The sequence below is a fragment of the Aggregatimonas sangjinii genome (assembly GCF_005943945.1).
In the GTDB taxonomy this organism is placed as follows: domain Bacteria; phylum Bacteroidota; class Bacteroidia; order Flavobacteriales; family Flavobacteriaceae; genus Pelagihabitans; species Pelagihabitans sangjinii.
Genome location: NZ_CP040710.1, coordinates 20,185 through 44,666, shown reverse-complemented (window position 1 = coordinate 44,666; position 24,482 = coordinate 20,185). Strand labels below are relative to the sequence as shown.

Sequence of the window (24,482 nt, the reverse complement as noted above, 5' to 3'; positions counted from 1 at the left end):
AAAATCATCCTACCCTTCCGAATATGAAAAAGCTGTTGTGTTCTCTCGTTTGTATGGGTACGCTGCTCAGTATGGTGCAATGCCAAAACAGCACTGCTACGATTCCTGATTTCAAAGTCCCTAAAAATATGCAAGCTGTTAAAAAATGGCCAAGACAAGGTGAGTTTTGGTACTTGCAGGATAAAATATCCCCTTATACCCCAAGATTGGTATCGGCCACAACAGGGCCCGAATTTAATGTGCAATCCTTTCCGGAGGCGTTCAAGGATTTGGAAAGCGCCGTGGACATCAATGTAAAGCACGACCCAACCTTCGAAAAATTGGATGCCTACGAAAAATGGGACGGTACCGACCTTCGAATTTCCCTCACGCCCACCACATACAGTGGCGTTGACGGGGTGCTCTTTCTACTCATCTCCAAACCTCCAAAAGACGAAAACTATTATATGATCGGCCTTGAAATGACCGCAAAGACCTATCGGGATTGGGGCGGGGTGGCCCGAATCTTAACGCTACGCGAAATCATCAGCGATCCCTCGGTCTTCCCAAAAGAACGCTTGGAGCAAATAGCGAACGCCCCTTTAGACGGACAGGTAAAGCTCTATGAAGAAACCGTTGATGCCCTGCAGGAAAACCTACTGGAGCAAATGGTTACCTTATCCCAAATGCAAACCATACAAGCCCTGCAAAACATCCAGTTCGACCAGATTCTCAACAATGAGATGACCGATCCGTTTGAGTATTAAGGAATCTTCTTAGCTGTGCGCCATACGTAGTGTGCCAAAATCAACCCCGAGCTGCCAAGGTCTTTACCGCAAGTACAAAGGCATCCAACTCATCGGTTGTGGTATACACATTCGGGGTAATTCGGCAGCCTTGCACGTTCTTGCGATCGATGGCCACCGTAAATATCTTGAATTCCTGCAGCAAGGCCTTCGCAAAATCAGCAGGCGGCATGGTTGTAATTCTTACGTTCGCAATCCCACAACTGCGATGCTTTTCAATTGGGGTGTTGACGACCACATTTTCAACATCGCGTAATTGATCACTCCAATAACGCTGTAAATAGCGCATTCGTTTTTCTTTTCTATCGAGACCGATCATATCGAGGTAATCCAAAGCGTCATTGATCGCAAGGTCGGTATGTACAGGGTGTGTTCCGGTATGGTTCAAACGGGAAATATCGTCCGGCTTACGGTCATGTTCGGCCAACAAAGGCCATATGTTGGCGATTTTATCCTTTTTCACGAACAACAGGCCGGCACCCAAGGGCGTACTCAACCATTTGTGCAGGCTGCTACCGTAATAATCGCAATCCAATGCTTTCAGGTCAACTTTAATGTGGCCAACACAATGCGCGCCGTCGACCATCACCTCAACGCCATGAACGTGCGCCATATCACATATTTTTCTGACGGGTAGGATTTGGCCCGTGATATTCACCATCTGGCAAATCATAATCAATTTCGTACGATTGGTTAGTTTACTTTCGTAAAGTGCTACGATTTCTTCATCCGATTGTGGGTGGTTCGGGAGCGATACCACCTTGTTGACGATACCGTAGCGCTTTGCCATCAGTTGAAAATGGTCCTGCATCGACCCATAATCCTGTTCCGCATAAATGGCCTCGTCCCCTTTTTCCCAGGGAAAACCGCCGACTATCAAATCTAAGGATTCGGTGGTATTTCGAGTGATTACCAGTTCATCCGAGCTACAGTTTACCAATTTTGCCAAACGCTCGGCAATACTTTTCTTGTTGTCCCATTGCACCGTTCGCATATAGTAGGAAGCCTCGTAATTGACCATCCGCACGTGTTCGATAAACTTATCGAGCGTAGGTTGTGGCGTAAAATTATAATAGCCGTTTTCTAGGTTGATATAATCCGGTTTTAAAGCATAGTCCTCTCGAATCCGTTTCCAAAATGCCTCGTCGTTCCCGTTCGGATAGGGCTTTGGTTCGGATTTACCATGAGTACGGGCGGTAATCGGTAAAAAAGGGGATACCATGGCCACCTGCCCCATACGTTTTAGAAAGTCTCTTTTTAACATTTTGAACTACTTTAGCGGTCATTTTAAACCTGCTAGTTGGCAGGCTGAAATAGTGTTGGCCCTAACAAGATAGAAAAGAATCGTTTACATAAGCGAATGGCAATCCCAAAAAGAAACCGTCTTCTTTATTTCTTCCTCATACTGCTGACCATAGCATCAGGGCTGTTTTCAAGAACCGATTACATTCCGGATGTGGTGTATCCTTATTTGGGTGATGCCCTCTATGCAGTACTTATCTATTTTCTCATTGGATTCCTCTTTCCTAGCCTGAGACCCTTAAAAACACTATTGATTGGTATAGGATGCTGCTTTTTCATCGAAATCTTTCAGCTTTACGAGGCCGAGTGGATCGTAAGGATACGCCAGACCCGAATTGGCGGACTGATTCTGGGCCATGGTTTTCTTTGGAGCGATTTATTGGCCTATCTCATCGGGGCATTCGTCGCATTTCTCTTGGAGCAAAAACTATTGAAACGTTTTTTCTACAAATAGGATTCCGCCTCGCGAATTGTCCTAAAATCGTATATTTAGGGCATACCAGTACCTAAGACCGACCTATGCCCATCGTTATCGTCTGTATCGGAATTCTATTTTTATTCCTCCTTATCGCCCATTTTAAACTCAATGCTTTTATCGCCTTTATTTTAGTTTCGCTATTTGTTGGAGTAGCCGAAGGCATGGATATTTTGAAGGTCGTCGCATCCATTCAAACGGGCTTGGGCAAAACACTTGGAGGACTGATATTGATACTCGGTCTCGGAGCGATGCTTGGAAAGTTGGTAGCCGATAGTGGGGCCGCCCAGCGTATTACAGCACAATTGATCGACAAGTTCGGCAAGAAAAACATTCAATGGGCAGTAGTGCTTACCGGTTTTATCGTCGGAATACCGATGTTCTACACCGTTGGTTTCGTCATATTGGTACCTTTGGTATTTACCGTCGCGGCGGCCACCGGCCTTCCATTGATATATGTAGGCTTACCGATGCTGGCCTCGCTTTCGGTCACGCATGGCTACCTTCCTCCCCACCCGGCGCCCACAGGTATTGCGGTCATGTTCCAAGCAGATATCGGTAAAACCCTGCTCTATGGCATCATCGTCGCCATTCCTGCCATTATCGTAGCCGGGCCACTGTTTTCAAGAACCATAAAAAACATAAAGGCAACTCCGCTCAAGGAATTTTTAAATCCGAAAGTCTTAACCGATAAGGAAATGCCAAGTACTTTTATCAGCATTTTTACGGCTTTGCTACCCGTGATTCTGATCGGACTTGCCGCCATAATAGACTCGATTCTTCCTGACGGGAATCCAATCAAAAAAGTTACCTCGGTAATCGGAAATCCAGTATTGGCGATGCTGATTTCCGTCTTGGTCGCCATCTACACCCTAGGCTTGGCACGGGGCCGTAAAATGACCGAGGTTATGGATTCCGTAGCAAAATCGGTCGCGGGCATTACGATGGTACTATTGATCATTGCAGGTGCGGGCGCCTTAAAGGAAGTGCTTATAGATAGTGGTGTAAGCACCTATATTGGCGACCTGCTAAAGGGCTCCACCCTTTCACCCTTGGTTTTGGCCTGGGGCATCGCTACGGTAATACGCGTATGCGTGGGTTCGGCTACGGTAGCAGGATTGACCGCAGCTGGTATTGCCTTACCCTTGCTCGGCGACTCTGGCGTAAGTCCGGAACTGATGGTCTTGGCGATAGGATCGGGCAGCCTTATGCTTTCCCACGTAAACGATGGGGGTTTTTGGTTATACAAAGAGTACTTTAACCTTTCGGTAAAGGATACCCTGAAAACCTGGACCGTCATGGAAACCACTGTGGGCATTATGGGCCTTTTGGGGGTATTGACACTTGATTTTTTTATTTAATAAATCCATTTAAACACCTATTTTATGACTCCGATTTCAAATTTTCCCCAGTACCGCTCTTTTATGATAGCGTGCCTAAGTTTAATCTACTTTGCCGTTTCGTTAACGGCACTGCAGGCGCAGGACAAAAACCCCACGGTAATCGATTATGTCAGTACGGCACGATTTGGAAAGGAAGTCGTCTATTATGATAGTAGTAAGGCGGTTTTAAATGGTTTTTACAAAATAGCCGAACAAAACGGAGCATACAGTGAGGCAACCTTCGTGGATGGAAAAGTAGACGGCCAGTGGACTGCCTATGATAGCTTCGGAAATCTCGACTATACATCTACTTTTACAAAGGGTGTTCCCAATGGGGAAGCACTGTCCTATTTTCAGAATGGAAAAGTCAACAATAAATCGTATTGGAAAGATGGCAAGGAGGACGGAGAGTGGATTACCTATGATAAAGACGGTCATACGACGCGCACCGAAACCTATAAAGATGGGGTAAAAGAGGGAAAATGGACCTCAACGAGCAAATATTCCCAAAATAACGGCCGTAAATCCATCACTACCGAGTATTACAAAAACGGGCAACCCACGGGTACGTGGGACGAAACTTGGGAAAACGGCGAAAAAAAATGGATCAAAAAGTACACGGGGGCCAAGACTTACGAAGAAAAAACATTCCACGATAATGGTACCGTAAAGCGCGTAGAAAACCATAAAGATGGTAAATCGCATGGTCTTGCCGAGGCATTTAACGAAGAAGGGAAAAAAGTATATAGCATTACCTACGAGAATGGACTAAAAACCAGCGATAAACAATTTTTTAGAACAGGTGAAATCAGGTCGGTAAGCAGTTTCAACAGTAAAGGTAAAAATGGTGTTTTCGAAAGCTATAATGAATTGGGCATAAAAACATACAGCACTACATATGTGGATGGCAGGAAAAACGGAATGGAAACCAAGTATTCCGATAAGGGCGAGCTATCCTATGAACACGAATACAAAAATGGCATTCAAGACGGGGTGCACAAGGAGTACAATAGGGAGGGCAACCTGTTTATAGAAGGACATTATATTGATGGAAAAAAGGAAGGAAAATGGAAACGCTATAGTCCCGGAGGCAAGGTACTCGCCGAAACCATTTACGAGAAAGGATACCAGAAGTCAGAAACCAACTTTGATTAGTCGAAATCTCTGAAAATTCCCAAAACCGAAAGAAATGAAAACACCTTCTGAACGCCTCAAAGAATTAGGGCTAGAACTCCCACCAGCACCACCACCCGCAGGATTATACAAACCTGTATTGGTAGTTGATAACTTTCTTTACGTTTCAGGTCAAGGCCCTTTGCTTAGCGACGGATCGCTTTACACTGGTCGCGTGGGCGAAAACCTGAGCATGCAACAAGGCAAGGATGCCGCAAGGCAAGTAGCACTGACCATGTTGGCTACTATTACGAAGCATTTTGGGGAGTTGGACCGCATTAAACGCTTGGTCAAAACACTCGGAATGGTAAATTGTACCCCGGATTTTAGCGACCAGCCCTTGGTCATCAATGGCTACAGCGAACTTATGGCCGATGTTTTCGGAGCAGATAATGGCGTCGGGGTCAGAAGTGCGGTCGGGATGATGCTTCCCGGTCAGGTGGCTGTCGAGATAGAGGCCATGTTCGAACTTCATACGTAATAGCTATGTCAGATACACTTTGGTATGCCCTAAAAGATACGAGTCAGATCAGCTCCCCTGCCCTTCTGCTATTTCCAGAACGGATTGAAGAGAACATTCGGACCATGCTTTCCATTTCCGGCAGTGTTTCGAGCCTGCGACCCCATATCAAGACGCACAAAATGGCCGAGGTCATTCAAATGCAGCAACGCCATGGCATTCAAAAGTTCAAGTGTGCCACTATTGCCGAAGCGGAACTTTTGGGTAAATGCAAGGCCGAAGATGTGCTCTTGGCCATGCAGCCCGTGGCAGCGAACATCGATCGCTTTTTTAGATTGATGGATGCCTATCCCGAAACTGAATTTTCAACATTGGTCGATAATTCGAATACGCTTTCTGAAATGGTGTCAAAGGCAGCGAAAGCAAATAAAATAGTTTCCCTATATATCGATATCAACAACGGTATGAATCGCACGGGTTGCGCCCCGGATGATAAGGCTATTGACCTGTTCGCTTCCATCGAAGAAAATGAACATACGAAGGCTAGAGGATTGCATGTGTACGACGGTCACATCCGACATACGGATATTTCGGAACGAAAAGAAGTATGCGATACGGCATTCGAAACCATCCTAGAATTGAAACTTGGAATAGAAAATCACGGCTTTCAGGTTGAAAACGTCATTGCCGGTGGGTCGCCCTCCTTCCCTATTCATGCGCAGCGCACGAACATCGAAACCGCCCCGGGCACGACCTTGCTGTGGGATTCGCGCTATGCCGAACTCTTCCCCGACATGCCCTTTTTACATGCGGCGGTATTGTTGATGCGCATTATCAGTAAACCCGCCAAAGATATCATATGCTTCGATTTGGGACATAAATCCGTCGCCCCTGAAATGGGATTCCCTCGGGTCACTATATTGGGTCTGGAAGACAGTGAGCAAATCGGTCAAAGTGAAGAACATTTAGTGGTCCGGACCAATAAGAGCGATGCGTTCAAAGTGGGTGATGTCTTTTATGCGATTCCGATGCATGTCTGCCCGACCGTAGCCAAATATCAGGAAGCGATTACGATTTCCGAGGGTGAAGTAACCGGGGCTTGGCAGGTTGCCGCACAAAATAGAAGGATAACAATCTAAGTTTATAATGTAATCATGTTCATTTTCGATGCCCATCTCGACCTTGCCATGAATGCCATGGAGTGGAACCGAGACCTCACTTGGTCGGTAAATGCCATCCGCGAAAGCGAACAGGGAATGACCGACAAACCGGATCGGGGGAACAACACCGTTTCGTTCGAAGCAATGCGAAAAGGAAACATCGGCCTCTGTATGGCGACACAGATTGCGAGGTATGTTAAACCAGGCAACCCGCTTCCGGGATGGAATTCACCACATCAGGCATGGGCCCAGACGCAGGCGCAATTGGCCTGGTACCATGCAATGGAGGATTTGGGGGAATTGGTACAGATTCACAATCGCAGCCAACTGAATCAGCACTTGGAACTGTGGAAAACAACAACCGAAAAAAAACCTATCGGTTATGTACTCAGCTTAGAGGGTGCGGACTCCATTTATGACATCAAACAACTTGAAATCGCGTATGAACAGGGCTTACGTGCCATTGGGCCTGCGCATTATGGTCCCGGCACCTATGCCTTTGGAACGAATTCGGTCGGGGGAATCGGAGAAAAGGGCAAGGCACTGCTAAGGGAAATTGAACACCTGGGCATTATCTTGGATGCCACGCACCTTTGCGACCAAAGCTTTTGGGAAACCATGGATGCCTATCAGGGTGCGGTTTGGGCTAGCCATAATAATTGCCGTGCACTGGTGGACCACAATCGTCAGTTTTCAGATGCCCAAATAAAAGAACTGATCTCCCGAAAAGCGGTCATCGGCGTTGCTCTGGATGCATGGATGATGATTCCGAACTGGATTAAGGGTAAATCAACCCCAACAGGTATGGATTTAACCCTACACCGGATGATAGACCACATCGACCATATCTGTCAACTCGCTGGAAACGCAAACCACGTGGGTATAGGCACCGATTTGGATGGAGGCTTTGGCAAAGAACAATGTCCATCGGATATCGATACAATAGCCGACCTTCAAAAAATACCAGATCTATTGGCGCAAAGAGGCTACTCGCCTAAGGATACCGCTCAAATAATGTACGGTAACTTTATAGAATTTCTTCGCGTAAACCTCCCTTGAAAGGCCAAATCTGTTCGCTTTAACGAATTTAACAGCGTTTTTAGACCCTGTGGCAGGGTATTTGTTATTTTTATTAAGAATTTTCGACCTATTCTTGGCAATGCGACAACTAACAATATTATTGGCCCTTTTTATCATTCCCAACATGGGATGGTCACAAGTAGGCGATACCCCAAAATCAAAGCCGCTGAAAATCGAGGTGGCGAATAAAAAAGACGAGCAGGGGAAAGAGCAAAAAGGTACCGCACTTCGCATGCCGGACATCGTTGGGAACAAACCCGAAATCAACTTCAAAGATTCCTTGGCCGGTAAAAAACCCATAAAAATGTATCCCGATCGGGAACTGGTGCAAGCCGGAACCGGAATGAAGATAGACCCGAAAGTGGGGCCTCGGGAAAATGAAAAAGAGGGCTCCAAAAACTATTTTGGCGATATGTACTTGGGCGAAGTTAAAAGCAACGGCAAGTTTGTGGGTGTAGTCTGTCGGGATCATGAATATGTTGACGGGGATCGGGTAAGAATTTATTTGAACGGCGATGTTATTGACCCGAATGTAATGCTTTCCGGAACTTTTAAAGGTATTAATGTGGATTTAAAAAAGGGATTCAACCGCCTCGAGTTCGAAGCGTTGAACGAAGGAAGTTCTTCTCCCAACACTGCCCAAGTTGATGTGTACGACGATCAAGGCCAATTGATCTATTCGAACAAATGGTTGCTCTCTGCAAAGTCAAAAGCTAGCTTGATTATTACGAAAGAGTAAAAAATAGTAGGTAGTTGCAATGTGCAGTAAGCATCTACGGAAGTCTTCTTACATCAAAAATTCCATATATTTTTTACTTTCTTGCCAAATCAATCGAGTATGTCAGTCTGAGCCTGTCGAAGACCCTGCTCTCCAGTAGACGCGCTTCGACGAGCCTACCTGCCGTCAGGCAGGCTCAGCGTGACAACGGTTTTTAAATCTGGCTTTCTCAAAAAATCCTAAACTCCGACCGAAGGCCAAATCAATTGAATTTGTCAGTCTGAGCTTGTCGAAGACCTTTTTTGGTCGACGTGTTGTGACGAACCTACCATTTCGGCAAGCTAACCTGTTGAAAACCTCGCTCAAGTAGCTGCGCTTCGACAGGCTCAGCGTGACAATGGTTTTCAAAATTGGCTTTTCTCAAAAAATCCTCAAATTAAGCCCAAAGCCAAATCAACTGAATTTGTCAATCTGAGCCTGTCGAAGACCTTTTTCCCGGATTATAGGTTTCCTTCGCCCGTTTCAGCACATCTTCTTTGTAGTAAGGCACCTCTTTCCAATCCACATCGGCATATTTTTGGATCTGGTCATCAAAATGAGGGGAATCTGGATTTCCACTTTGGCCTCCTGCTAAAATCGTTTTTGCTTTAACCTTCTCCCCGAACTCGACGGCGGCGACGAAACTGTTGCCCCGGGTACCGTATATTTTTTTGGTATTGTTCGTATAACGCGCCCCGTAAGCAGCCAGAGCGCCCCAAGTTCCCGACGCAAAACCTATGGGAATACTCGGCTTGCTATCATCAAAGGCTTGTCGAATGTCGCCATTGAGCCTTTGGTAGCGGTTGACCTCTCCCCAGGGGATGTTCCATGTCCCAAAATCAGCTGTAAGTTGATCAATGGTCTCTTCAAAGAATTTGGTCTGTTCACCATCTTCACTACCCCAGAACTCCGCGCGCTCCATAGCCGTCATTCCTTCCGGATACTTTCCTTTTTGATAATATCGTGTTCCATAAAAATGGGCCAGGGTCATCGCTACCGATTCCTTCGATGTTGTGTAGTCCCAAGCTTCCAGCACCTCCATAGGCTCCCGTAATTTCGGATTTTTATCGTCGTATCGGTTGTAATTTTTTATCAAACCCGGAATCATAACTGCAAAGGCGGGCAGGTAGGGGTCGTGCGCTAATGCAATCAAACTATCCAAAGTGTACCCCTTTTTATCTTTCAGTAAGGAGATGGCATGCACGCCGCGAAAATTCTCTTCGTCCCTAGACATATAGTAAGGGTAATCCTCTTTTTTCGGACTGAACTCCAAAGCAGCTGTATAAGGGGTGGAATTACAGTTCTGAATCCAACCGTTTTCCGGATTGAGTACTAGAATATTCTCATCAACAGTATGCAGCCCCTGCCAATCGGTCTTCGGATTACTACCATCAACGGGTTTGGAATAATCGAAAGACACATCGCGTTTGGGCACGAAATTACCGTGAAAATAGGCGATATTGCCCTCGGCATCGGCATATACCGTGTTGTTACTGGAATTCGTACGAATGTCCATCATTTCGCGAAAACCCTTATATCCATCTTTTTTAGTACGTATAAAAGATTGCTCCAAAGCCTTGACCGGATCCCACATCATGGCAGAGGCCGTCCAGATGCCGTTGGTCCGATGGGTAATCGGGCCGTGATGAGTACGATAGGCAGGAAACGTTTTTTTCTTCATCCTATCACCATCCCTATACTGCAAAACAATTTCCGAGGTTTCGACCGGGCGTAGTTCCTCTCCGTATTGGTATAGGTATTTTTCATCAACCTTGGTGACGGTCTCCAAAAATTCGTCCATCACATCGGTATAGGTAGACGTGTGCATCCATCCGGTCTTTTCGTTAAAGCCTTGGTACACGAAAAATTGACCCCAAGTAACCGCGCCATAGGCATTCAGACCTTCTTCACTTACCACATGCACTTCGCCCCGAAAATAAAAGGAGGTATGGGGATTAATCAAGAGCATGGTATTTCCCGATTGGGTCAATTCCCCAGAAATGGCGATTCCATTGGAGCCTTGGGGTTCCGCCATGGCTTCCTTTTTTTGTATTTCAAGCAGCTCCGCCTCGGGTAAATCCATCCAGCTTTCATAAAACGCCTTTATTTTTTCAGTACGAATTCGTTCAATATCTCCGCCAATAGATCCTTCACTAAAATACATGGGCATCCACGGTTCAAAATGAGTGAGGAGCTTTGGGGTTACCTCAGGGTGGGTTTCCAAATAATAATTGATGCCATCCGCGAAAGCGTCACAAAGTTTTTTCAACCAATCGGGACTGTTTTCGTAATTGGCTTTCGCTTCCTCCTCTGTCATAAAAAGTTTTGCCCTTAGGTCGCTGTAAAGGGCTTCTTCCCCTTCCACTTCGGCAAGTCTACCGGTCGCCCAGATATAGTTTTGCTCCACACGGTTGAAATCATCCTCACATTGGGCATATAGCAGCCCGAACACGGCATCCGCATCGGTTTTTCCATAAATGTGAGGTACACCGTAGTCGTCACGGATAATGGTCACCCGTTCCGCTTTGGCTTTAAGGCTTGACGTGCCAATATCCTGAGCAGGTTGGGAGTTACAGGAAAGGAAAATAAAACAAGCGAACAGGAGTGAAAGTCTCATGGAAATTGGATATCGATTTTTATGTACCGTTAAATTAATAGACTTGCCTTAAGGATGCTAATTTTTACCCAAAAAATCTACTCTAGCACCTAGCATCATTTCAATAGCCCTTTTTTTGAAGTAACTTGCGGGCAGAGTGTGCGGTCGAGTCCTTCGGCTGTATTCCAGGGCAGTCAGAGTTAAAAGGCCCGACCAGACAAACAAATCAAATTATCCAATGGCCGAAAAAAAAGTCAGTATCCTTACCGCATTTAAAACCATCATCTGGCCCAGAAGAAATTTGGTTTTTATCGGATTACTTTTAATCGTAATCAGTAAAGCAGCCAGTTTTGTGGCCCCGTTATCGCTCAAATATCTCATGGATGATATCATCCCTAACAAGGATGTCGGGTTTTTAAAATTATTGGTCGGGGCCGTTATTTTAGCCATTACCGTTCAGGCGGTCACCTCCTTTCTACTTACAAAAATCTTGAGTGTACAAGCACAGTTTTTAATTTCGGAGCTTCGAGCGCAAGTACAGAAGAAGGTGCTTTCGCTGCCGATTCGTTTTTTTGACAATGCAAAATCAGGGGCATTGGTTTCCAGAATCATGACGGACGTGGAAGGAGTCCGGAACCTCATCGGTACCGGGCTGGTGCAGCTGGTGGGCGGCTCGATTACGGCCATCGTTTCGCTTGTTCTTTTGCTCAACATCAGCTGGTCAATGACGCTTTTCACGCTTATTCCATTGGCAATTTTCGCTGTGGTCGCATTGAAAGCCTTTAAAATCATTCGCCCCATTTTTAGAAATAGGGGAAAAATCAACGCCGAGGTCACCGGTAGGCTTACCGAAACCTTGGGCGGGGTTCGCGTCATAAAGGGTTTTAATGCAGAAGCCCAGGAAAACAAGGTTTTTGAAGTGGGCGTGGCCAAACTGTTCGAAAACGTAAAAAAGAGTTTGACGGCAACCGCCTTTATGACCAGCTCCTCTACATTCTTGTTGGGAGTAGCCACGACAGGGGTTATGGGCCTTGGAGGCTACGAAATCATGGAGGGCAGTTTAACGATAGGGGAATTCTTGACCTTTACTTTTTTATTGGGATTGATGATTGCCCCGATTGTGCAAATGAGCAATATCGGCAGTCAATTGACCGAGGCCTTGGCGGGCTTGGACCGTACCGAAGAACTCATGAACATGACCCCAGAATCGGATGAGGAAAATCGGACCATTGTTCTGGATGCGATAAAAGGGGATATTGTCTTTGACGATGTGTCATTTGCGTACGAAGAGGACAAGGAGGTTTTGCACAACATTAGTTTTGAAGCCAATTCCGGTGATGTCATTGCCTTGGTAGGAAGTTCGGGTTCCGGGAAATCTACCATTGCCGGATTGGCGGCCACTTTTTTGAATCCGCAATCCGGAAATATTTTCATTGACGGACAGGATGTCTCGAAAGTAAATCTGAATAGTTTTAGAAAAAATCTTGGTGTCGTTTTGCAGGACGAATTTTTGTTCGAAGGCACCATTCGCCAAAACATCCTGTTCCCCCGGCCTAATGCTTCTGAAGAAGAGTTACAAGCAGCGGTAAAAGCGGCTTATGTAAATGAGTTTACAGACCGTTTCGAAGATGGATTGGAGACGCTGATCGGCGAACGGGGCGTAAAACTCTCGGGAGGACAACGTCAACGAATTGCCATTGCCAGAGCGGTTTTGGCCGACCCGAAAATTTTGATACTGGACGAAGCCACGTCCAACTTAGACACCGAAAGCGAGGCTTTGATTCAAAGGAGTTTAGCGACCTTGACCGAGGGCAGGACCACTTTTGTTATTGCGCACCGTTTAAGTACGATCCGAAAAGCAAATCAAATTCTGGTCATTGAAAATGGGCGGATAGCGGAGCAGGGCACGCATGAGGAGCTGATTGCTATAGAGGGCAGGTACTACAATCTGTTTACCTATCAGGCGAGGATTTGATGAGGAACTCGTTATTGCGAGGAGCTTTTTGCAACTTGAGAATCTGATTAAAATTATCTACAAAGGTTGACAGATTGCTTCGTCGCCATCAAGCCTTTGGTAGGGCCCAACTATTCTGGACGGCTCCTCGCAATGCCGTTTTTGATTTAGCTCTCTGGTGCCAATTCGACCTCCAGCCCATCCAATTCCAAGGTCATATGAATTTGACAGCCTAGGCGACTGTTATCCTCAACATAGAAAGCTTCGGCCAGCATGGCATCCTCATCATCCGACATTTCTGGAAGTTCATGTTCTGATTTCACATAGCATTGGCATGATGCGCACATGGCCATGCCGCCGCATACCCCAATAGTTCCCTCCGGAGCCAGTTCATAGGAACGAACGACCTCCATTAGATTCATATTCATGTCGGTCGGGGCGTCTACTTCGTGGGTTATGCCTTCGCGGTCGGTGATTTTTATTTTGATGTCTGACATTAAATCAATTTAGAACCCTGTAGCGTTGTAGCCCTTCGACTTCGCTCAGGATGACATTTCAGTCTGTTAGTCTATGGCTTTTACCACTGCTTTCGGAGCTTCCTTTTTACTTCCATCAAAACCGGTTACGCCACCTACCGTGGTGTATTTCATAACATATTTTTTATCGGGGAAGATTCTTTGATAGGCACTTTGGCACATCAGGGTCGCCTCGTGGAAACCGCAAAGAATGAGCTTTAATTTTCCCGGATAGGTGTTTACGTCGCCGATGGCGTAAATGCCCGGGATATTGGTTTGATAATCCAAGGTATTGTCCACTTTTATGGCATTCTTTTCGATTTCAAGTCCCCAGTCACCAATAGGGCCTAATTTAGGGGAGAGTCCGAAAAGGGGGATAAAATTATCGACTTCCAAAGTGATGTCTTCCGCAGCATTCATCGTTTTACGAATCGTAACGGATTCAAGTCTTTCCACACCATTGAGACCTACTATCTCGGCGGGGGTTATCAAGTTGATTTTTCCAATGTTTTTCAGCTCCTGTACCTTTTCAACAGAGTCCAATGCCCCTCGAAACTCGTTCCGGCGATGTACCAAAGTGACCTCGGAAGCCACATCGGCAAGAAAAATACTCCAATCCAAGGCTGAATCCCCACCGCCGGCAATGACTACTCTTTTATTCCGGTACACTTCCGGATACTTGATGATATAGGCGACTCCCCTATCTTCATATTCGGATAAATTTCCCAACAACGGTTTACGTGGTTCAAAACTTCCCAAACCACCAGCGATGGCCACAATAGGTGCATGATGCTTGGTACCTTTGTTCGTGGTAACGATAAAAGAACCGTCATCGCATTTTTCAATCGTTTGTGCCCGTTCACCCAGCGTAAAGCCTGGTTGAAATGGTTTGATCTGTTCCATGAGGTTATCGACCAAATCCCCTGCCAAAACCTCTGGGAAGCCCGGAATATCGTAAATAGGCTTTTTTGGATAGATTTCGGAACATTGCCCACCAGCTTGTGGCAACGCATCGATCAAATGGCATTTTAGTTTGAGAAGCCCCGCCTCAAAAACGGCAAAAAGCCCCGTTGGGCCCGCTCCTATTATCAGTATATCTGTCTTGATCATTCTTAATGGTAACGCTGTACGAATTGTGTTAGGGATTGAGGCTTTGTTCGAGCTCTTTGGGTAGAAGACCCAAAAGCGAGTGCCGAAAGCCCGACCCCGACTCCTTGTCGGGGAAACACCCGATTATTCCAGATTAACGACCTCTTCAATTTGGGGCGCATATTTTTTAATGGTCATTTCCACACCGCTTTTCAAGGTCATCTGGTTTACACTACACCCAACACAGGCCCCTTCTAAGCGAACCTTTACGGAATTTTCGTTATCTATGGAAACCAGGGTGATATCCCCACCGTCGCTCTGTAAAAACGGTCGGATTTCTTCCAACGCCTTTTCGACATTACTCTTTAGTTCTTCGGATGTCATCGTCGTCATAATCTATTTTTTTGCGACACTGGAACAACCGGCCATTGTCGTTATTTTGATTGCCTCGGTCGGAGGAATACTCTTGTTGCGTCTTACCGTTTCCTGCACAACGTTTTTAGTGAGTGCTTCAAAAGCCTCTTCAATCGGTGATCCCGTTTGCATTGCGGCAGGTCTCCCGATATCACCCGCTTCGCGGATGCTCTGTACCAAAGGAATTTCTCCTAGAAAAGGTACTTTCAGGTCTTCGGACAAATGTCTTGCGCCCTTTTCACCAAAGATATAATATTTGTTGCTTGGTAACTCCGCTGGCGTGAAATACGCCATATTCTCCACGATGCCCAGTACCGGCACATTGATCGAATCTTGCTGAAACATGGCCACCCCTTTTCGGGCATCTGCCAAAGCCACCGCTTGAGGTGTACTTACCACGACCGCACCGGTTACGGGCATGGCTTGCATGATACTGAGATGAATATCCCCTGTGCCGGGGGGAAGGTCGAGCAGCATAAAATCCAAATCGCCCCAGTGGGCATCGAATATCATTTGGTTCAAGGCTTTTGACGCCATTGGCCCACGCCATATCACCGCTTGGTTAGGCTGGGTGAAGAATCCTATGGAAAGTAATTTTACGCCATAGCTTTCCACTGGTTTCATCTTCGATTTGCCATCGATGGTCACCGCCAAGGGCTTTTCATGGGCAACATCGAACATTATTGGCATTGAAGGACCATAGATATCCGCATCCAACAAACCGACTTTAAACCCCATTTTTGCCAGAGTAACCGCCAAATTGGCCGTCACGGTAGATTTACCCACCCCTCCTTTTCCGGATGCAACGGCTATGATATTCTGTATCCCGGGAATGGGTTTCCCTTTGATTTGATTCGGCTTTGGCGCTGCGGGAGCATCCACTTTGATGTTCACTTTGATTTTAGCCTTTTCATAGACTTCGCGGTGAATGATTTTCAAAATCTCTACCTCGGTCTTTTTTCTAGCTTGAAGACTAGGGTTGTTGATGGTAATATCTACCTCTACTTCATCACCGAAAATCTGAATGTTCTTGACTGCACCGCTTTCGACCATGTTCTTCCCTTCACCGGGTACCGTGATATGTTCAAGAGCCTTTAAAACTTCCTTTTTGTCTAGCTTCATTATGTATAATCATTCTAAACAACAAAGATAGGTGTTAAGCACGAGAAGGTAAAGGGTTTGGGGTGAAATGTAGTATGTCTTAGAAGGATTTTGGCCGGGTGCTGGGTGCTGGGTGCTGGGTGCTGGGTGCTGGGTGCTGGGTGCCGGGTGCTGGGTGCTGGGTGCTGGGTAAAAATTAGATAAAGTCAGGTGAGCGTGTCAATGGCAATTGTCAAATTCTCAAATATTTCAAATTACTCCTCGACTCCCAATTCCTTAAACGGGTCCCAAAAATGTTTATCCAAATTTTGGATTTGATTGTCGATTACCTCTATTCCCTCGTTTTCCAATAGTTGTTGCATGAGGTTGGTACCATCAAAATGATGCTTTCCAGTCAATAATCCCGCTTTATTGACCACACGATGGGCGGGTACATGTTCCATACTTCCCGCGCTGTTCATGGCCCAACCTACCATACGGGCGCTACGGGCCGCACCCAAATATTTGGCAATGGCACCATAGGAGGTGACCCTGCCCTCCGGTATTTGGCTCGCCACTTCATACACCTTTTGGAAAAAATTTTTGTTCTCCGGGTTCATCCTTTTATTGATATAAAATCCTAAATAATGTTACGATCAACAATACCACCATAAGACCGCATAGGATGTAATTACTGTTTTTCGAAAATCCGTCTGTTTTTTGGTCGAGTTTGTTGAAATAAAAAACGTAGAGATAAAGTACTGAAAAAGTGCCCAGTCCCGCGGCCAAAACAAAGATAAGGATATCGGTTATCTCAAATTTGATCCAACCAGAGGCATTCCACATGGCATTGAGTCCGCTGTAATAGGGAATCGTCAGCAGATTTACAGCGGCAAGCAGGAAACCTTTCAGATAACTGTTGCGTTTGCTGACCGTTACCGCTTTAGCAACCACGGGATTTTTGTTCCGCGCCGCTCTAAAAAAGTATATCGCAAAAAATGCGAACACGCCTACAGCGATTTTTAGTAGCCAATCGATAACCGCTGGATTATTGAACAGGAACTTCGAAATCATGACCGCGATATACGCCTGTATCAAAATCATTGTCGAGACCCCCAGACTGAAAATAACCCCGTTCAGCTTTCCTTTCTCAACGCTTACCTTGGCTGCGTTCATGTTCAGCAGACCAGGAGGTACGGTCGCCATCGCGGCAGCGGAAAAGGTGGCGAAGAATAAGATGAGTAGGTGCTGCATTGCGTTGGTCTGGTAACTATACACTAGCTCAGTTTAAATTGGATATACGTAATGGGCTTCCCTTTTTCAAGGTACTGTTTTTCATAGAAAGTCTGAAGATTTAAAACTTCGGCAGGGCTTCCCTCATTCTTATACACGTTGTGGTTGGCATAGTTGATTTCATAGCCAAGCCCATGCAAAAGTCCCAAAGTGTAACCATGCATGAATTCGCTATCGGTCTTGAGATGCACCAGTCCGCCCGGAGAAAGCACTTTCTTGTATTTTTCCAAAAACATGCCATTCGTCATTCTGTGCTTGGTGCGTTTGTATTTTATCTGAGGATCTGGAAAGGTAATCCAGATTTCGGAGACTTCGTTTTCGGCGAACAGCGCATCGATCAATTCGATTTGTGATCGTAGAAAGGCTACATTTTCCCGTTCCTCTTCCAAGGCGGTTTTGGCTCCCCTCCAGAATCGAGCGCCCTTAATATCGATTCCGATAAAATTTTTTCGGGCATTTTGTTCGGCCAATCCTAAGGTATATTCCCCTTTTCCACAGCCTAGTTCCAGCACTATCGGGTTGTCGTTCCCGAAATGCTCAGACCATTTTCCTTTTAGGGGAAAGCCTGCCTTTACTTCTTCCCGCGTAGGCTGAAGTACATTTTTGAAGGTTTCGTTTTCCTTAAATCGTTTAAGCTTGTTTTTGCTCCCCATTTTCAATTCCCGATTGCTTGGGCAAAACTAAGAAATCTAATCGAAGGTGAGCAGCTCTTCTTCTTCGTTGGAAACGGTGGCCTTCTCTAAGGTAAACGAGAATTCAGAACCGACACCCGAAACACTTTCCACGTAGATTTTTTCACCATGCGCCTCGATAATATGCTTCACGATGGCCAGGCCAAGTCCGGAGCCGCCCTCTTTTCGGCTTCCGCTGCGATCAATGCGATAAAAACGCTCAAAAAGACGTGGTAGATACTGCGTATCGATTCCTTCACCATTATCGGTAACCCGTACAATTACCTTATTCTGTATAAGATTCTCGACACTAACTTCGGTCGTACCATTTTCGTTGCCGTATTTTATGGAGTTCACTAGAAGATTGGTCAGCACCTGCTGTATTTTTTCACGATCTGCCAATACTCGAATCGGCTCCTGATAGTCCATATCAAAAACAAGCGCTATTTTCTTTTTGGCCGCCTTCATTTCAAGCAGGTCGAAAACATTGCCTATTAGCTCAATAATATCGAAATCCACCGTTTCCACAGCGAGTTCCCCGGCCTCCAATTTGGTGATTAAATCCAGGTCTTTTACGATATATATCAAGCGATCGACCCCCTTATTGGCCCTTTGCAGGTACTTTTCCCGCACCTTTTTATCGTCGATAGCACCGTCAAGCAGGGTTTCTATAAATCCCTGTACGGTAAAGAGCGGCGTTTTCAATTCGTGGGATACGTTCCCTAGAAAGTCTTTTCGGTATTCTTCCCTAATTTTAAGGGTGTCGATCTCTATTTTCTTGTCCTTGGCGAATTTTTCGATTTCGGCCGTCAAGGTCTTCATATCGGTGGTAATGGGGTCGGAGGTTAGCGTAGATGATTCCAAGAGCGCCACGTCATCGTATATTTTTTTTATCCGTCGGTAAATGAAACGCTCGATCCTAATCTGGAGGATGAAGAAGGAAATGATAAATAGTACGACGGTAAAAGATAAAAGGATTCTCCAATCCAAAAAATGAAAAATAAAAAGTATGACAGCCATGAAAAGCAGCGCAACTATCGTAATCAAGGCTGCTGAACGAATCGCAAATCGATATGACCTCTTTAGCTTGATTGCCATCGGCTTTTGTGGAAGGATTAAAGAATAGTTTAAAATACTTGATGCTCTCTAGCGCGAAAGCAATGTACAAAATACCATTTAGAGTACGAACTTATAACCTACGCCCTTTACGGTCTTGAAGTGTTCCTCTCCGATTTTTTCCCGAAGTTTACGGATGTGCACATCAATAGTGCGACCACCTACGACCACTTCGTTGCCCCAGACCTTGTCTAAAATCACTTCCCGCTTAAATACCTTGTTGGGTTTGGAAGTCAAGAGGGAAAGTAATTCGAATTCCTTTCTAGGAAGTGCCATTTCCTCTCCTTTATTGACGATTTTATATTCTTCCCTATTGATGACAATCTGACCAACGGTAACGATATCCTCAGGTTCGGCGGTATCGTCTTTTAATCTTCGGAGTAAGGATTTTACCTTACTGACCAATACTTTGGGTTTAATTGGTTTGGTGATGTAATCATCGGCCCCGGCGTCAAAGCCTGCCAGCTGGGAATAGTCTTCACCTCTGGCCGTAAGAAATACGATAATCGCGTTTTCCAATCCCGCTGTCTTTCGCAGTACTTCGCAAGCCTCGATGCCATCCATCTCGGGCATCATTACGTCCAGTAAAATCAAATGGGGCATTTTCTTTTTAGCCTTCGCTATTCCTTCGACTCCGTTTTTAGCAGTGAATATTTGGTATCCCTCCCCAGAAAGATTGTAACCTACAATCTCAAGAATATCCGGCTCATCATCTACCAACAATATTCGAATGTCCTTTTTTTTCATAGTTGAAAACTTGGTCGTACTGTTTCAAATATAAATATAAAACCTTTACCGCTCTCCTAAAAGAGCGGCATCCTAGGATAACATAACTTTGAGGTAACATTGAGAAAGGAAGATGTTAACCCTCACCATTTTTACACATAAAATAAAGAACCCGGTCGCAGTGCGTGTAAATTTTGGTCTTAAAGCCGACGTTATTGATTACCCACACTTTAAGTACCAAAAAGCCTATAATATAAGATAGAGGCACAGGTACGGTAATAGTTTGAAAGCAGTATCCACTGGTTTATTTTGCTGATTTTTCAATTTTTCTTGTGGTTTACGGCATTTTGGCCAAATTTTTGAACTGTTTGCAGCATCGAGAAACGATAAAACCGGAATTTTATTATATTTGCGTTATACAACCTTGTATGAATAAACCTTACTTTCTTATTTGTTTATGCTTTATTTCCTTTAGTTATGCCCAAGAATCGGGCACTAATGGAGATATTGATGGCTTCAAATTGTATCCGAATCCGGTTACGGACGGCAAGGTGTATATCAATACGGCTGCGAATGCTCCGAAAGACATCTTGATTTTCGATGTCATGGGCACTCAAGTACTTCAAACAACCATTTTAGGATCTGACCTGAATCTCTCCGATTTGGATGCGGGCATTTATGTCCTGCGTGTTTTCGAAAAGGATAAAGTCGCCACTAGAAAATTGATTATTAAGTAGCTTCCCGTTCGGCCTTCCTTACTTTTACTCTCCGACGAATTACCGAAAATATCGATGAATCACATCGCTCATTTTGTTCACCTACAATTTAAGTCGTTTCACAACAATTTTATGAGGTAAGGCCCTGCTTTATTTACCTTTAGGGTATTGGTCCCAAATCAATATTTATGAAATTACTTTACACGATGCTCTTTTTGGCATTTGCCATGGGTATTTCCGCTCAAGAAATACCCGCGCATGATGCTGTAGGAAAAGCGGAAATACCTGGTTTTAAAATGTACCCAAACCCTGCTTTCAACGATGTTATCTACATCACTACGGCACAAAATGCACAAAAAGACATACTGGTATATGATGTTTTTGGTAAGGTCGTATTGCGCGCTCGTGTAACCAACACCCGCTTGGACGTCAGGGACTTAGACCCCGGTGTGTACGTGATGCAAGTTGTTGAGGAAAACAAGAGCATTACCCGAAAGTTGGTAGTCAAATAGTCTGTACTTGACCGCAAGCTGATGTTGGAAGGCCAATTCTAGCTCCAATAGCCTCGAAAAGCACCTCCCCTCCCACAGACGATGACCTAATCTCTAGTCCCATAGCGCTATTAATTTGGCTATTTTTACCAAATGATCGGTAACGAAACCATTTTCAATATTGCATCTGAAGTAACCTCCGACGCACCGGCGTACAACTTTGAATCCGTTGCCCTTTCCGTATTCCAATATCAATATGAGCACAACCAGATCTATTGTGATTTCTGTAATCACTTGAAAAAAGACCCAGCTTCCGTTTTGAATGTTGGCGACATTCCGTTCTTACCGATTGAATTCTTTAAAAAATATAAAATCACCACAGGCTCAGCCCCGGAGACAATGGATTTTAGCAGTAGCGGCACAACTGGCAGCGCTCTAAGCAAGCATTACGTTACGGATATATCTACCTACAAGACAAGCTACACAAAGGGTTTCGCCCATTTTTATGGGGCTATTTCGGACTACTGCGTTCTGGCGCTGTTACCCTCCTATTTGGAACGCGATGGTTCTTCGTTAATCTATATGGTAACGGACCTTATCGCTCAAAGCGGTCATCCTGAAAGTGGTTTTTATTTGGATGCGGTGGATGATCTAGCACAAACCCTTACCCGATTGGATGCCAAAGGAACCAAGGTCCTCCTCATCGGAGTGTCTTTTGCCTTGTTGGATTTGGTGGAAACGTACAGCTTTCGTCTCCGCAATACAATCGTCATGGAAACCGGGGGCATGAAGGGACGTCGAAAAGAAATGATACGGGAAGAATTGCACGACCTGCTAAAAAAAGGCTTTGGTGTAACTGGAATACATTCAGAGTACGGCATGACCGAACTGTTATCCCAAGCCTACTCCTTGGGTAATGGTATTTTCGAAACACCTCCATGGATGCGTGTTTTGGTACGGGATACCGAAGACCCCTTAACGGAGCAGCCCATTGATAAAACAGGTGGTATCAACGTCATCGATTTGGCCAATATCAACTCCTGTGCCTTTATCGCCACTCAAGATCTAGGGAAACGCTATGAAGACGGGCGTTTTGAGATTTTAGGCCGGTTCGACCATTCCGATATTCGGGGTTGTAATTTGATGGTGCTCTGACCGATAATCTCTGGACAAACGTTAAAGTCCCAAAATTTTGGCATCAACGAAAAAGGTAGAATTAACATCAATTTCGTGGTCTTGACTCATCGCCTCATCCGTTACCGTATTTAAACGCAGGTTGTAGCTGTCTTTTTTGATGTATTCCTTTAAATCGGCGTCCGAAACTTCTAAATCCAATATTGACACGGTCTCGGGCACGTCAAGCTTAGAGGCGATTTTGATTTCCTCAAGGCCATCGGCCGAAATATATACCTCTATCGACTCTAAAAAACTGAAATCGGCATCGGAAGGTGAGGTAATGACCAGTTGCAATTGTGTGAGTTTTATTTCCTCTATCAGATCCTTACGGGTGTCGTTGGAATTGAATTTCGATTCGGAATCGGTTTCCGTTTCCGGCGTCAGCACATCAAAGGGCAGGTTAATACCAGCGGAAGAGGGTATGGTTACCTGTGTCTCGTAGTCCAGATTGAACTTGGTGAGGTCGTCAATTTTGTCACAGCTGACCAGAAGGGTTAAAAGACTAAAAACGTACAGTATTTTGCGCATTGCTACTTAGTTTAGGGGATTCTCCTAGTAACAACGAAAATGAACTGTTTTTATTGGATACCACACGGAAACGTTAGGAGGTAAAACGTTGTCCATTATTGGAAACGGAAACTAATTCGAAAAAACCGTACATCTCAACTGCCTAAATGCTTGTTTCTAAATAAGCAAAATAGCTTTGATTTGAATGGAACACTCGATGCGGCAACATGAGCGGTCCTATTTAACGACCAAAACAAAGTAATTTTTCTTCCCGCGTTGCAACAGCACGAACTTGTCGTTGATCAAATCGGTTTCGGTAATGGTATAATCCTCCTTCACCTTCTCCTTATTTACTGAAATGGAGTTCTGTTTCAGCTCCCGACGTGCCTCGCCATTAGACCCTAAAAAGCCCGTTTTCGCAGCAAGGGCTGCAATCATATCCAATCCGTTTTTCAAGTCGGCCTTGCCAATTTCCGCCTGCGGTACACCATCGAAAACATCCAAGAATGTTTTTTCATTCAGCTGTTTCAGATCTTCGGAGGTGGATTTTCCAAAGAGTATCATAGTGGCTTTTTGGGCATTGGCAAGGTCTTCTTGGGAATGTGCCATCACCGTAATCTCTTCCGCCAAGCGTTTTTGCAAGCCCCTCGTATGTGGTGCTTCCCTATGGGCTTTTACAAGACCCTCGATTTCTTTTTTTGATATGAACGTGAAAATCTTGATATATTTCTCCGCATCGGCATCCGAGGTATTTAGCCAAAATTGATAGAATTTATAGGGCGATGTTCTCTCGGCATCCAACCAAATGTTACCGCCTTCGGTCTTTCCGAATTTGCTACCATCAGCCTTGGTAATCAACGGACAGGTAAGCGCGTAGCCTTTACCCCCGCTGATTCTTCTGATCAATTCGGTACCTGTGGTGATATTGCCCCACTGATCGCTACCTCCCATTTGAAGGGTGCAATTATGGTGTTTGTATAAATGAAGAAAGTCATAGCCCTGTACCAATTGGTAGGTAAACTCGGTAAACGACATACCCTCTTTCGCCTCTGAGGACAAGCGCTTTTTCACGGAGTCTTTGGCCATCATATAATTGACCGTAATGTGTTTTCCCACATCGCGAATAAAGTCGAGAAAGGAGAAATCCTTCATCCAATCGTAGTTGTTCACCAGTACTGCTGCGTTGGCAGTGTCGCCAGTAAAATCCAAGAAACGGGATAGCTGTTCTTTCAGTGCTTCTTGGTTATGACGTAGGGTGGTCTCATCGAGCAGATTCCGCTCGGCCGATTTGCCCGAGGGGTCTCCGATCATTCCGGTGGCACCACCGACCAAGGCATAGGGTTTGTGCCCTGCCAATTGAAAATGCCGTAACAGCATCACCCCGACCAAATGTCCGATATGCAACGAATCCGCGGTAGGGTCAATGCCCATATAGGCCGATTGCATACCACTCAACAGGTGTTCTTCGGTTCCTGGCATGGCATCGTGCAACATTCCGCGCCACTTCAACTCTTCCACAAAATTAATCGCCATAGGTATTTGATTTTCTACGCTGCAAATATAA

General features: G+C 45.2%; 25 protein-coding genes. 12 read left to right on the top strand and 13 right to left on the bottom strand.

Going from position 1 to position 24,482, the window contains the following annotated elements:
- Positions 1 to 23 precede the first annotated feature (23 nt).
- Positions 24 to 746: a hypothetical protein gene (locus tag FGM00_RS00215; RefSeq protein WP_138850973.1), complete on the top strand. Its 723-nt coding sequence runs from the start codon at positions 24 to 26 to the stop codon at positions 744 to 746.
- Between the two features lie 40 nt (positions 747 to 786).
- Here the strand turns inward: FGM00_RS00215 and FGM00_RS00210 are convergent, their stop codons facing one another.
- On the bottom strand, positions 787 to 2,049 hold the full coding sequence (locus FGM00_RS00210; protein WP_138850972.1) for an aminotransferase class V-fold PLP-dependent enzyme: 1,263 nt from the start codon (positions 2,047 to 2,049) through the stop codon (positions 787 to 789).
- A 96-nt stretch (positions 2,050 to 2,145) separates the two neighbouring features.
- Here FGM00_RS00210 and FGM00_RS00205 point away from each other — a divergent pair, with 96 nt between their 5' ends.
- The 7 genes from FGM00_RS00205 (at position 2,146) to FGM00_RS00175 (ending at position 8,556) form a co-directional block, all read left to right on the top strand.
- Positions 2,146 to 2,541 (top strand): ribosomal maturation YjgA family protein, encoded by a 396-nt coding sequence (locus FGM00_RS00205; protein WP_138850971.1) that lies wholly within the window; start codon positions 2,146 to 2,148, stop codon positions 2,539 to 2,541.
- A 65-nt stretch (positions 2,542 to 2,606) separates the two neighbouring features.
- Positions 2,607 to 3,923, top strand: coding sequence for a gluconate:H+ symporter (locus tag FGM00_RS00200; RefSeq protein WP_138850970.1), 1,317 nt, complete (start codon positions 2,607 to 2,609; stop codon positions 3,921 to 3,923).
- 24 nt (positions 3,924 to 3,947) lie between these two features.
- Positions 3,948 to 5,099: a toxin-antitoxin system YwqK family antitoxin gene (locus FGM00_RS00195; RefSeq protein WP_138850969.1), complete on the top strand. Its 1,152-nt coding sequence runs from the start codon at positions 3,948 to 3,950 to the stop codon at positions 5,097 to 5,099.
- Positions 5,100 to 5,133: 34 nt separating this feature from the next.
- The gene (locus FGM00_RS00190; RefSeq protein WP_138850968.1) at positions 5,134 to 5,598 is read left to right on the top strand and encodes a RidA family protein; all 465 of its coding nucleotides are present in this window, start codon (positions 5,134 to 5,136) and stop codon (positions 5,596 to 5,598) included.
- 5 nt (positions 5,599 to 5,603) lie between these two features.
- Positions 5,604 to 6,716, top strand: coding sequence for a D-TA family PLP-dependent enzyme (locus tag FGM00_RS00185; protein WP_138850967.1), 1,113 nt, complete (start codon positions 5,604 to 5,606; stop codon positions 6,714 to 6,716).
- A gap of 15 nt (positions 6,717 to 6,731) precedes the next feature.
- Complete coding sequence (locus tag FGM00_RS00180; RefSeq protein ID WP_138850966.1) at positions 6,732 to 7,796, top strand: dipeptidase; 1,065 nt, start codon at positions 6,732 to 6,734, stop codon at positions 7,794 to 7,796.
- Between the two features lie 100 nt (positions 7,797 to 7,896).
- The gene (locus tag FGM00_RS00175; protein WP_138850965.1) at positions 7,897 to 8,556 is read left to right on the top strand and encodes a hypothetical protein; all 660 of its coding nucleotides are present in this window, start codon (positions 7,897 to 7,899) and stop codon (positions 8,554 to 8,556) included.
- 445 nt (positions 8,557 to 9,001) lie between these two features.
- On the opposite strand, the gene FGM00_RS00170 is transcribed toward FGM00_RS00175, so the two are convergent.
- Positions 9,002 to 11,191, bottom strand: coding sequence for an acylase (locus FGM00_RS00170; RefSeq protein ID WP_138850964.1), 2,190 nt, complete (start codon positions 11,189 to 11,191; stop codon positions 9,002 to 9,004).
- 217 nt (positions 11,192 to 11,408) lie between these two features.
- On the opposite strand from FGM00_RS00170, the gene FGM00_RS00165 reads away from it, so the two are divergent.
- Complete coding sequence (locus tag FGM00_RS00165) at positions 11,409 to 13,145, top strand: ABC transporter ATP-binding protein (RefSeq protein WP_138850963.1); 1,737 nt, start codon at positions 11,409 to 11,411, stop codon at positions 13,143 to 13,145.
- Positions 13,146 to 13,291: 146 nt separating this feature from the next.
- Here the strand turns inward: FGM00_RS00165 and FGM00_RS00160 are convergent, their stop codons facing one another.
- The 9 genes from FGM00_RS00160 to FGM00_RS00120 all read right to left on the bottom strand — a co-directional run bounded on the left by FGM00_RS00160 (position 13,292) and on the right by FGM00_RS00120 (position 20,049).
- Entirely contained in the window at positions 13,292 to 13,621 is a 330-nt protein-coding gene (locus tag FGM00_RS00160) for a 2Fe-2S iron-sulfur cluster-binding protein (protein WP_138850962.1), read from the bottom strand.
- A 66-nt stretch (positions 13,622 to 13,687) separates the two neighbouring features.
- Positions 13,688 to 14,749 carry an NAD(P)/FAD-dependent oxidoreductase gene (locus FGM00_RS00155; protein ID WP_138850961.1) on the bottom strand — a complete coding sequence of 354 codons (1,062 nt, stop codon included), beginning with the start codon at positions 14,747 to 14,749 and terminating at the stop codon, positions 13,688 to 13,690.
- Positions 14,750 to 14,872: 123 nt separating this feature from the next.
- Positions 14,873 to 15,112, bottom strand: coding sequence for a NifU family protein (locus FGM00_RS00150; RefSeq protein ID WP_138854568.1), 240 nt, complete (start codon positions 15,110 to 15,112; stop codon positions 14,873 to 14,875).
- Positions 15,113 to 15,124: 12 nt separating this feature from the next.
- A complete protein-coding gene (locus tag FGM00_RS00145) occupies positions 15,125 to 16,264 on the bottom strand; it encodes an Mrp/NBP35 family ATP-binding protein (protein ID WP_138850960.1) in 1,140 nt (379 codons plus the stop codon).
- 233 nt (positions 16,265 to 16,497) lie between these two features.
- Entirely contained in the window at positions 16,498 to 16,842 is a 345-nt protein-coding gene (locus FGM00_RS00140; RefSeq protein ID WP_138850959.1) for an MGMT family protein, read from the bottom strand.
- A gap of 4 nt (positions 16,843 to 16,846) precedes the next feature.
- A complete protein-coding gene (locus tag FGM00_RS00135; protein ID WP_138850958.1) occupies positions 16,847 to 17,476 on the bottom strand; it encodes a LysE family transporter in 630 nt (209 codons plus the stop codon).
- Positions 17,477 to 17,499: 23 nt separating this feature from the next.
- Entirely contained in the window at positions 17,500 to 18,168 is a 669-nt protein-coding gene (gene trmB / locus FGM00_RS00130) for a tRNA (guanosine(46)-N7)-methyltransferase TrmB (protein ID WP_138850957.1), read from the bottom strand.
- 36 nt (positions 18,169 to 18,204) lie between these two features.
- Positions 18,205 to 19,284: a sensor histidine kinase gene (locus FGM00_RS00125; protein ID WP_138850956.1), complete on the bottom strand. Its 1,080-nt coding sequence runs from the start codon at positions 19,282 to 19,284 to the stop codon at positions 18,205 to 18,207.
- 78 nt (positions 19,285 to 19,362) lie between these two features.
- Positions 19,363 to 20,049, bottom strand: a complete 687-nt coding sequence (locus tag FGM00_RS00120) for a response regulator transcription factor (RefSeq protein WP_138850955.1) — start codon at positions 20,047 to 20,049, stop codon at positions 19,363 to 19,365.
- Between the two features lie 407 nt (positions 20,050 to 20,456).
- On the opposite strand from FGM00_RS00120, the gene FGM00_RS00115 reads away from it, so the two are divergent.
- The 3 genes from FGM00_RS00115 to FGM00_RS00105 all read left to right on the top strand — a co-directional run bounded on the left by FGM00_RS00115 (position 20,457) and on the right by FGM00_RS00105 (position 22,390).
- The gene (locus FGM00_RS00115) at positions 20,457 to 20,765 is read left to right on the top strand and encodes a T9SS type A sorting domain-containing protein (protein ID WP_138850954.1); all 309 of its coding nucleotides are present in this window, start codon (positions 20,457 to 20,459) and stop codon (positions 20,763 to 20,765) included.
- 167 nt (positions 20,766 to 20,932) lie between these two features.
- On the top strand, positions 20,933 to 21,256 hold the full coding sequence (locus FGM00_RS00110) for a T9SS type A sorting domain-containing protein (RefSeq protein ID WP_138850953.1): 324 nt from the start codon (positions 20,933 to 20,935) through the stop codon (positions 21,254 to 21,256).
- Between the two features lie 132 nt (positions 21,257 to 21,388).
- Complete coding sequence (locus tag FGM00_RS00105) at positions 21,389 to 22,390, top strand: LuxE/PaaK family acyltransferase (protein WP_138850952.1); 1,002 nt, start codon at positions 21,389 to 21,391, stop codon at positions 22,388 to 22,390.
- Between the two features lie 21 nt (positions 22,391 to 22,411).
- Here the strand turns inward: FGM00_RS00105 and FGM00_RS00100 are convergent, their stop codons facing one another.
- Positions 22,412 to 22,939: a hypothetical protein gene (locus FGM00_RS00100; protein ID WP_138850951.1), complete on the bottom strand. Its 528-nt coding sequence runs from the start codon at positions 22,937 to 22,939 to the stop codon at positions 22,412 to 22,414.
- Positions 22,940 to 23,155: 216 nt separating this feature from the next.
- Positions 23,156 to 24,451 (bottom strand): tyrosine--tRNA ligase, encoded by a 1,296-nt coding sequence (tyrS, locus tag FGM00_RS00095; RefSeq protein WP_138850950.1) that lies wholly within the window; start codon positions 24,449 to 24,451, stop codon positions 23,156 to 23,158.
- Positions 24,452 to 24,482: the final 31 nt, after the last annotated feature.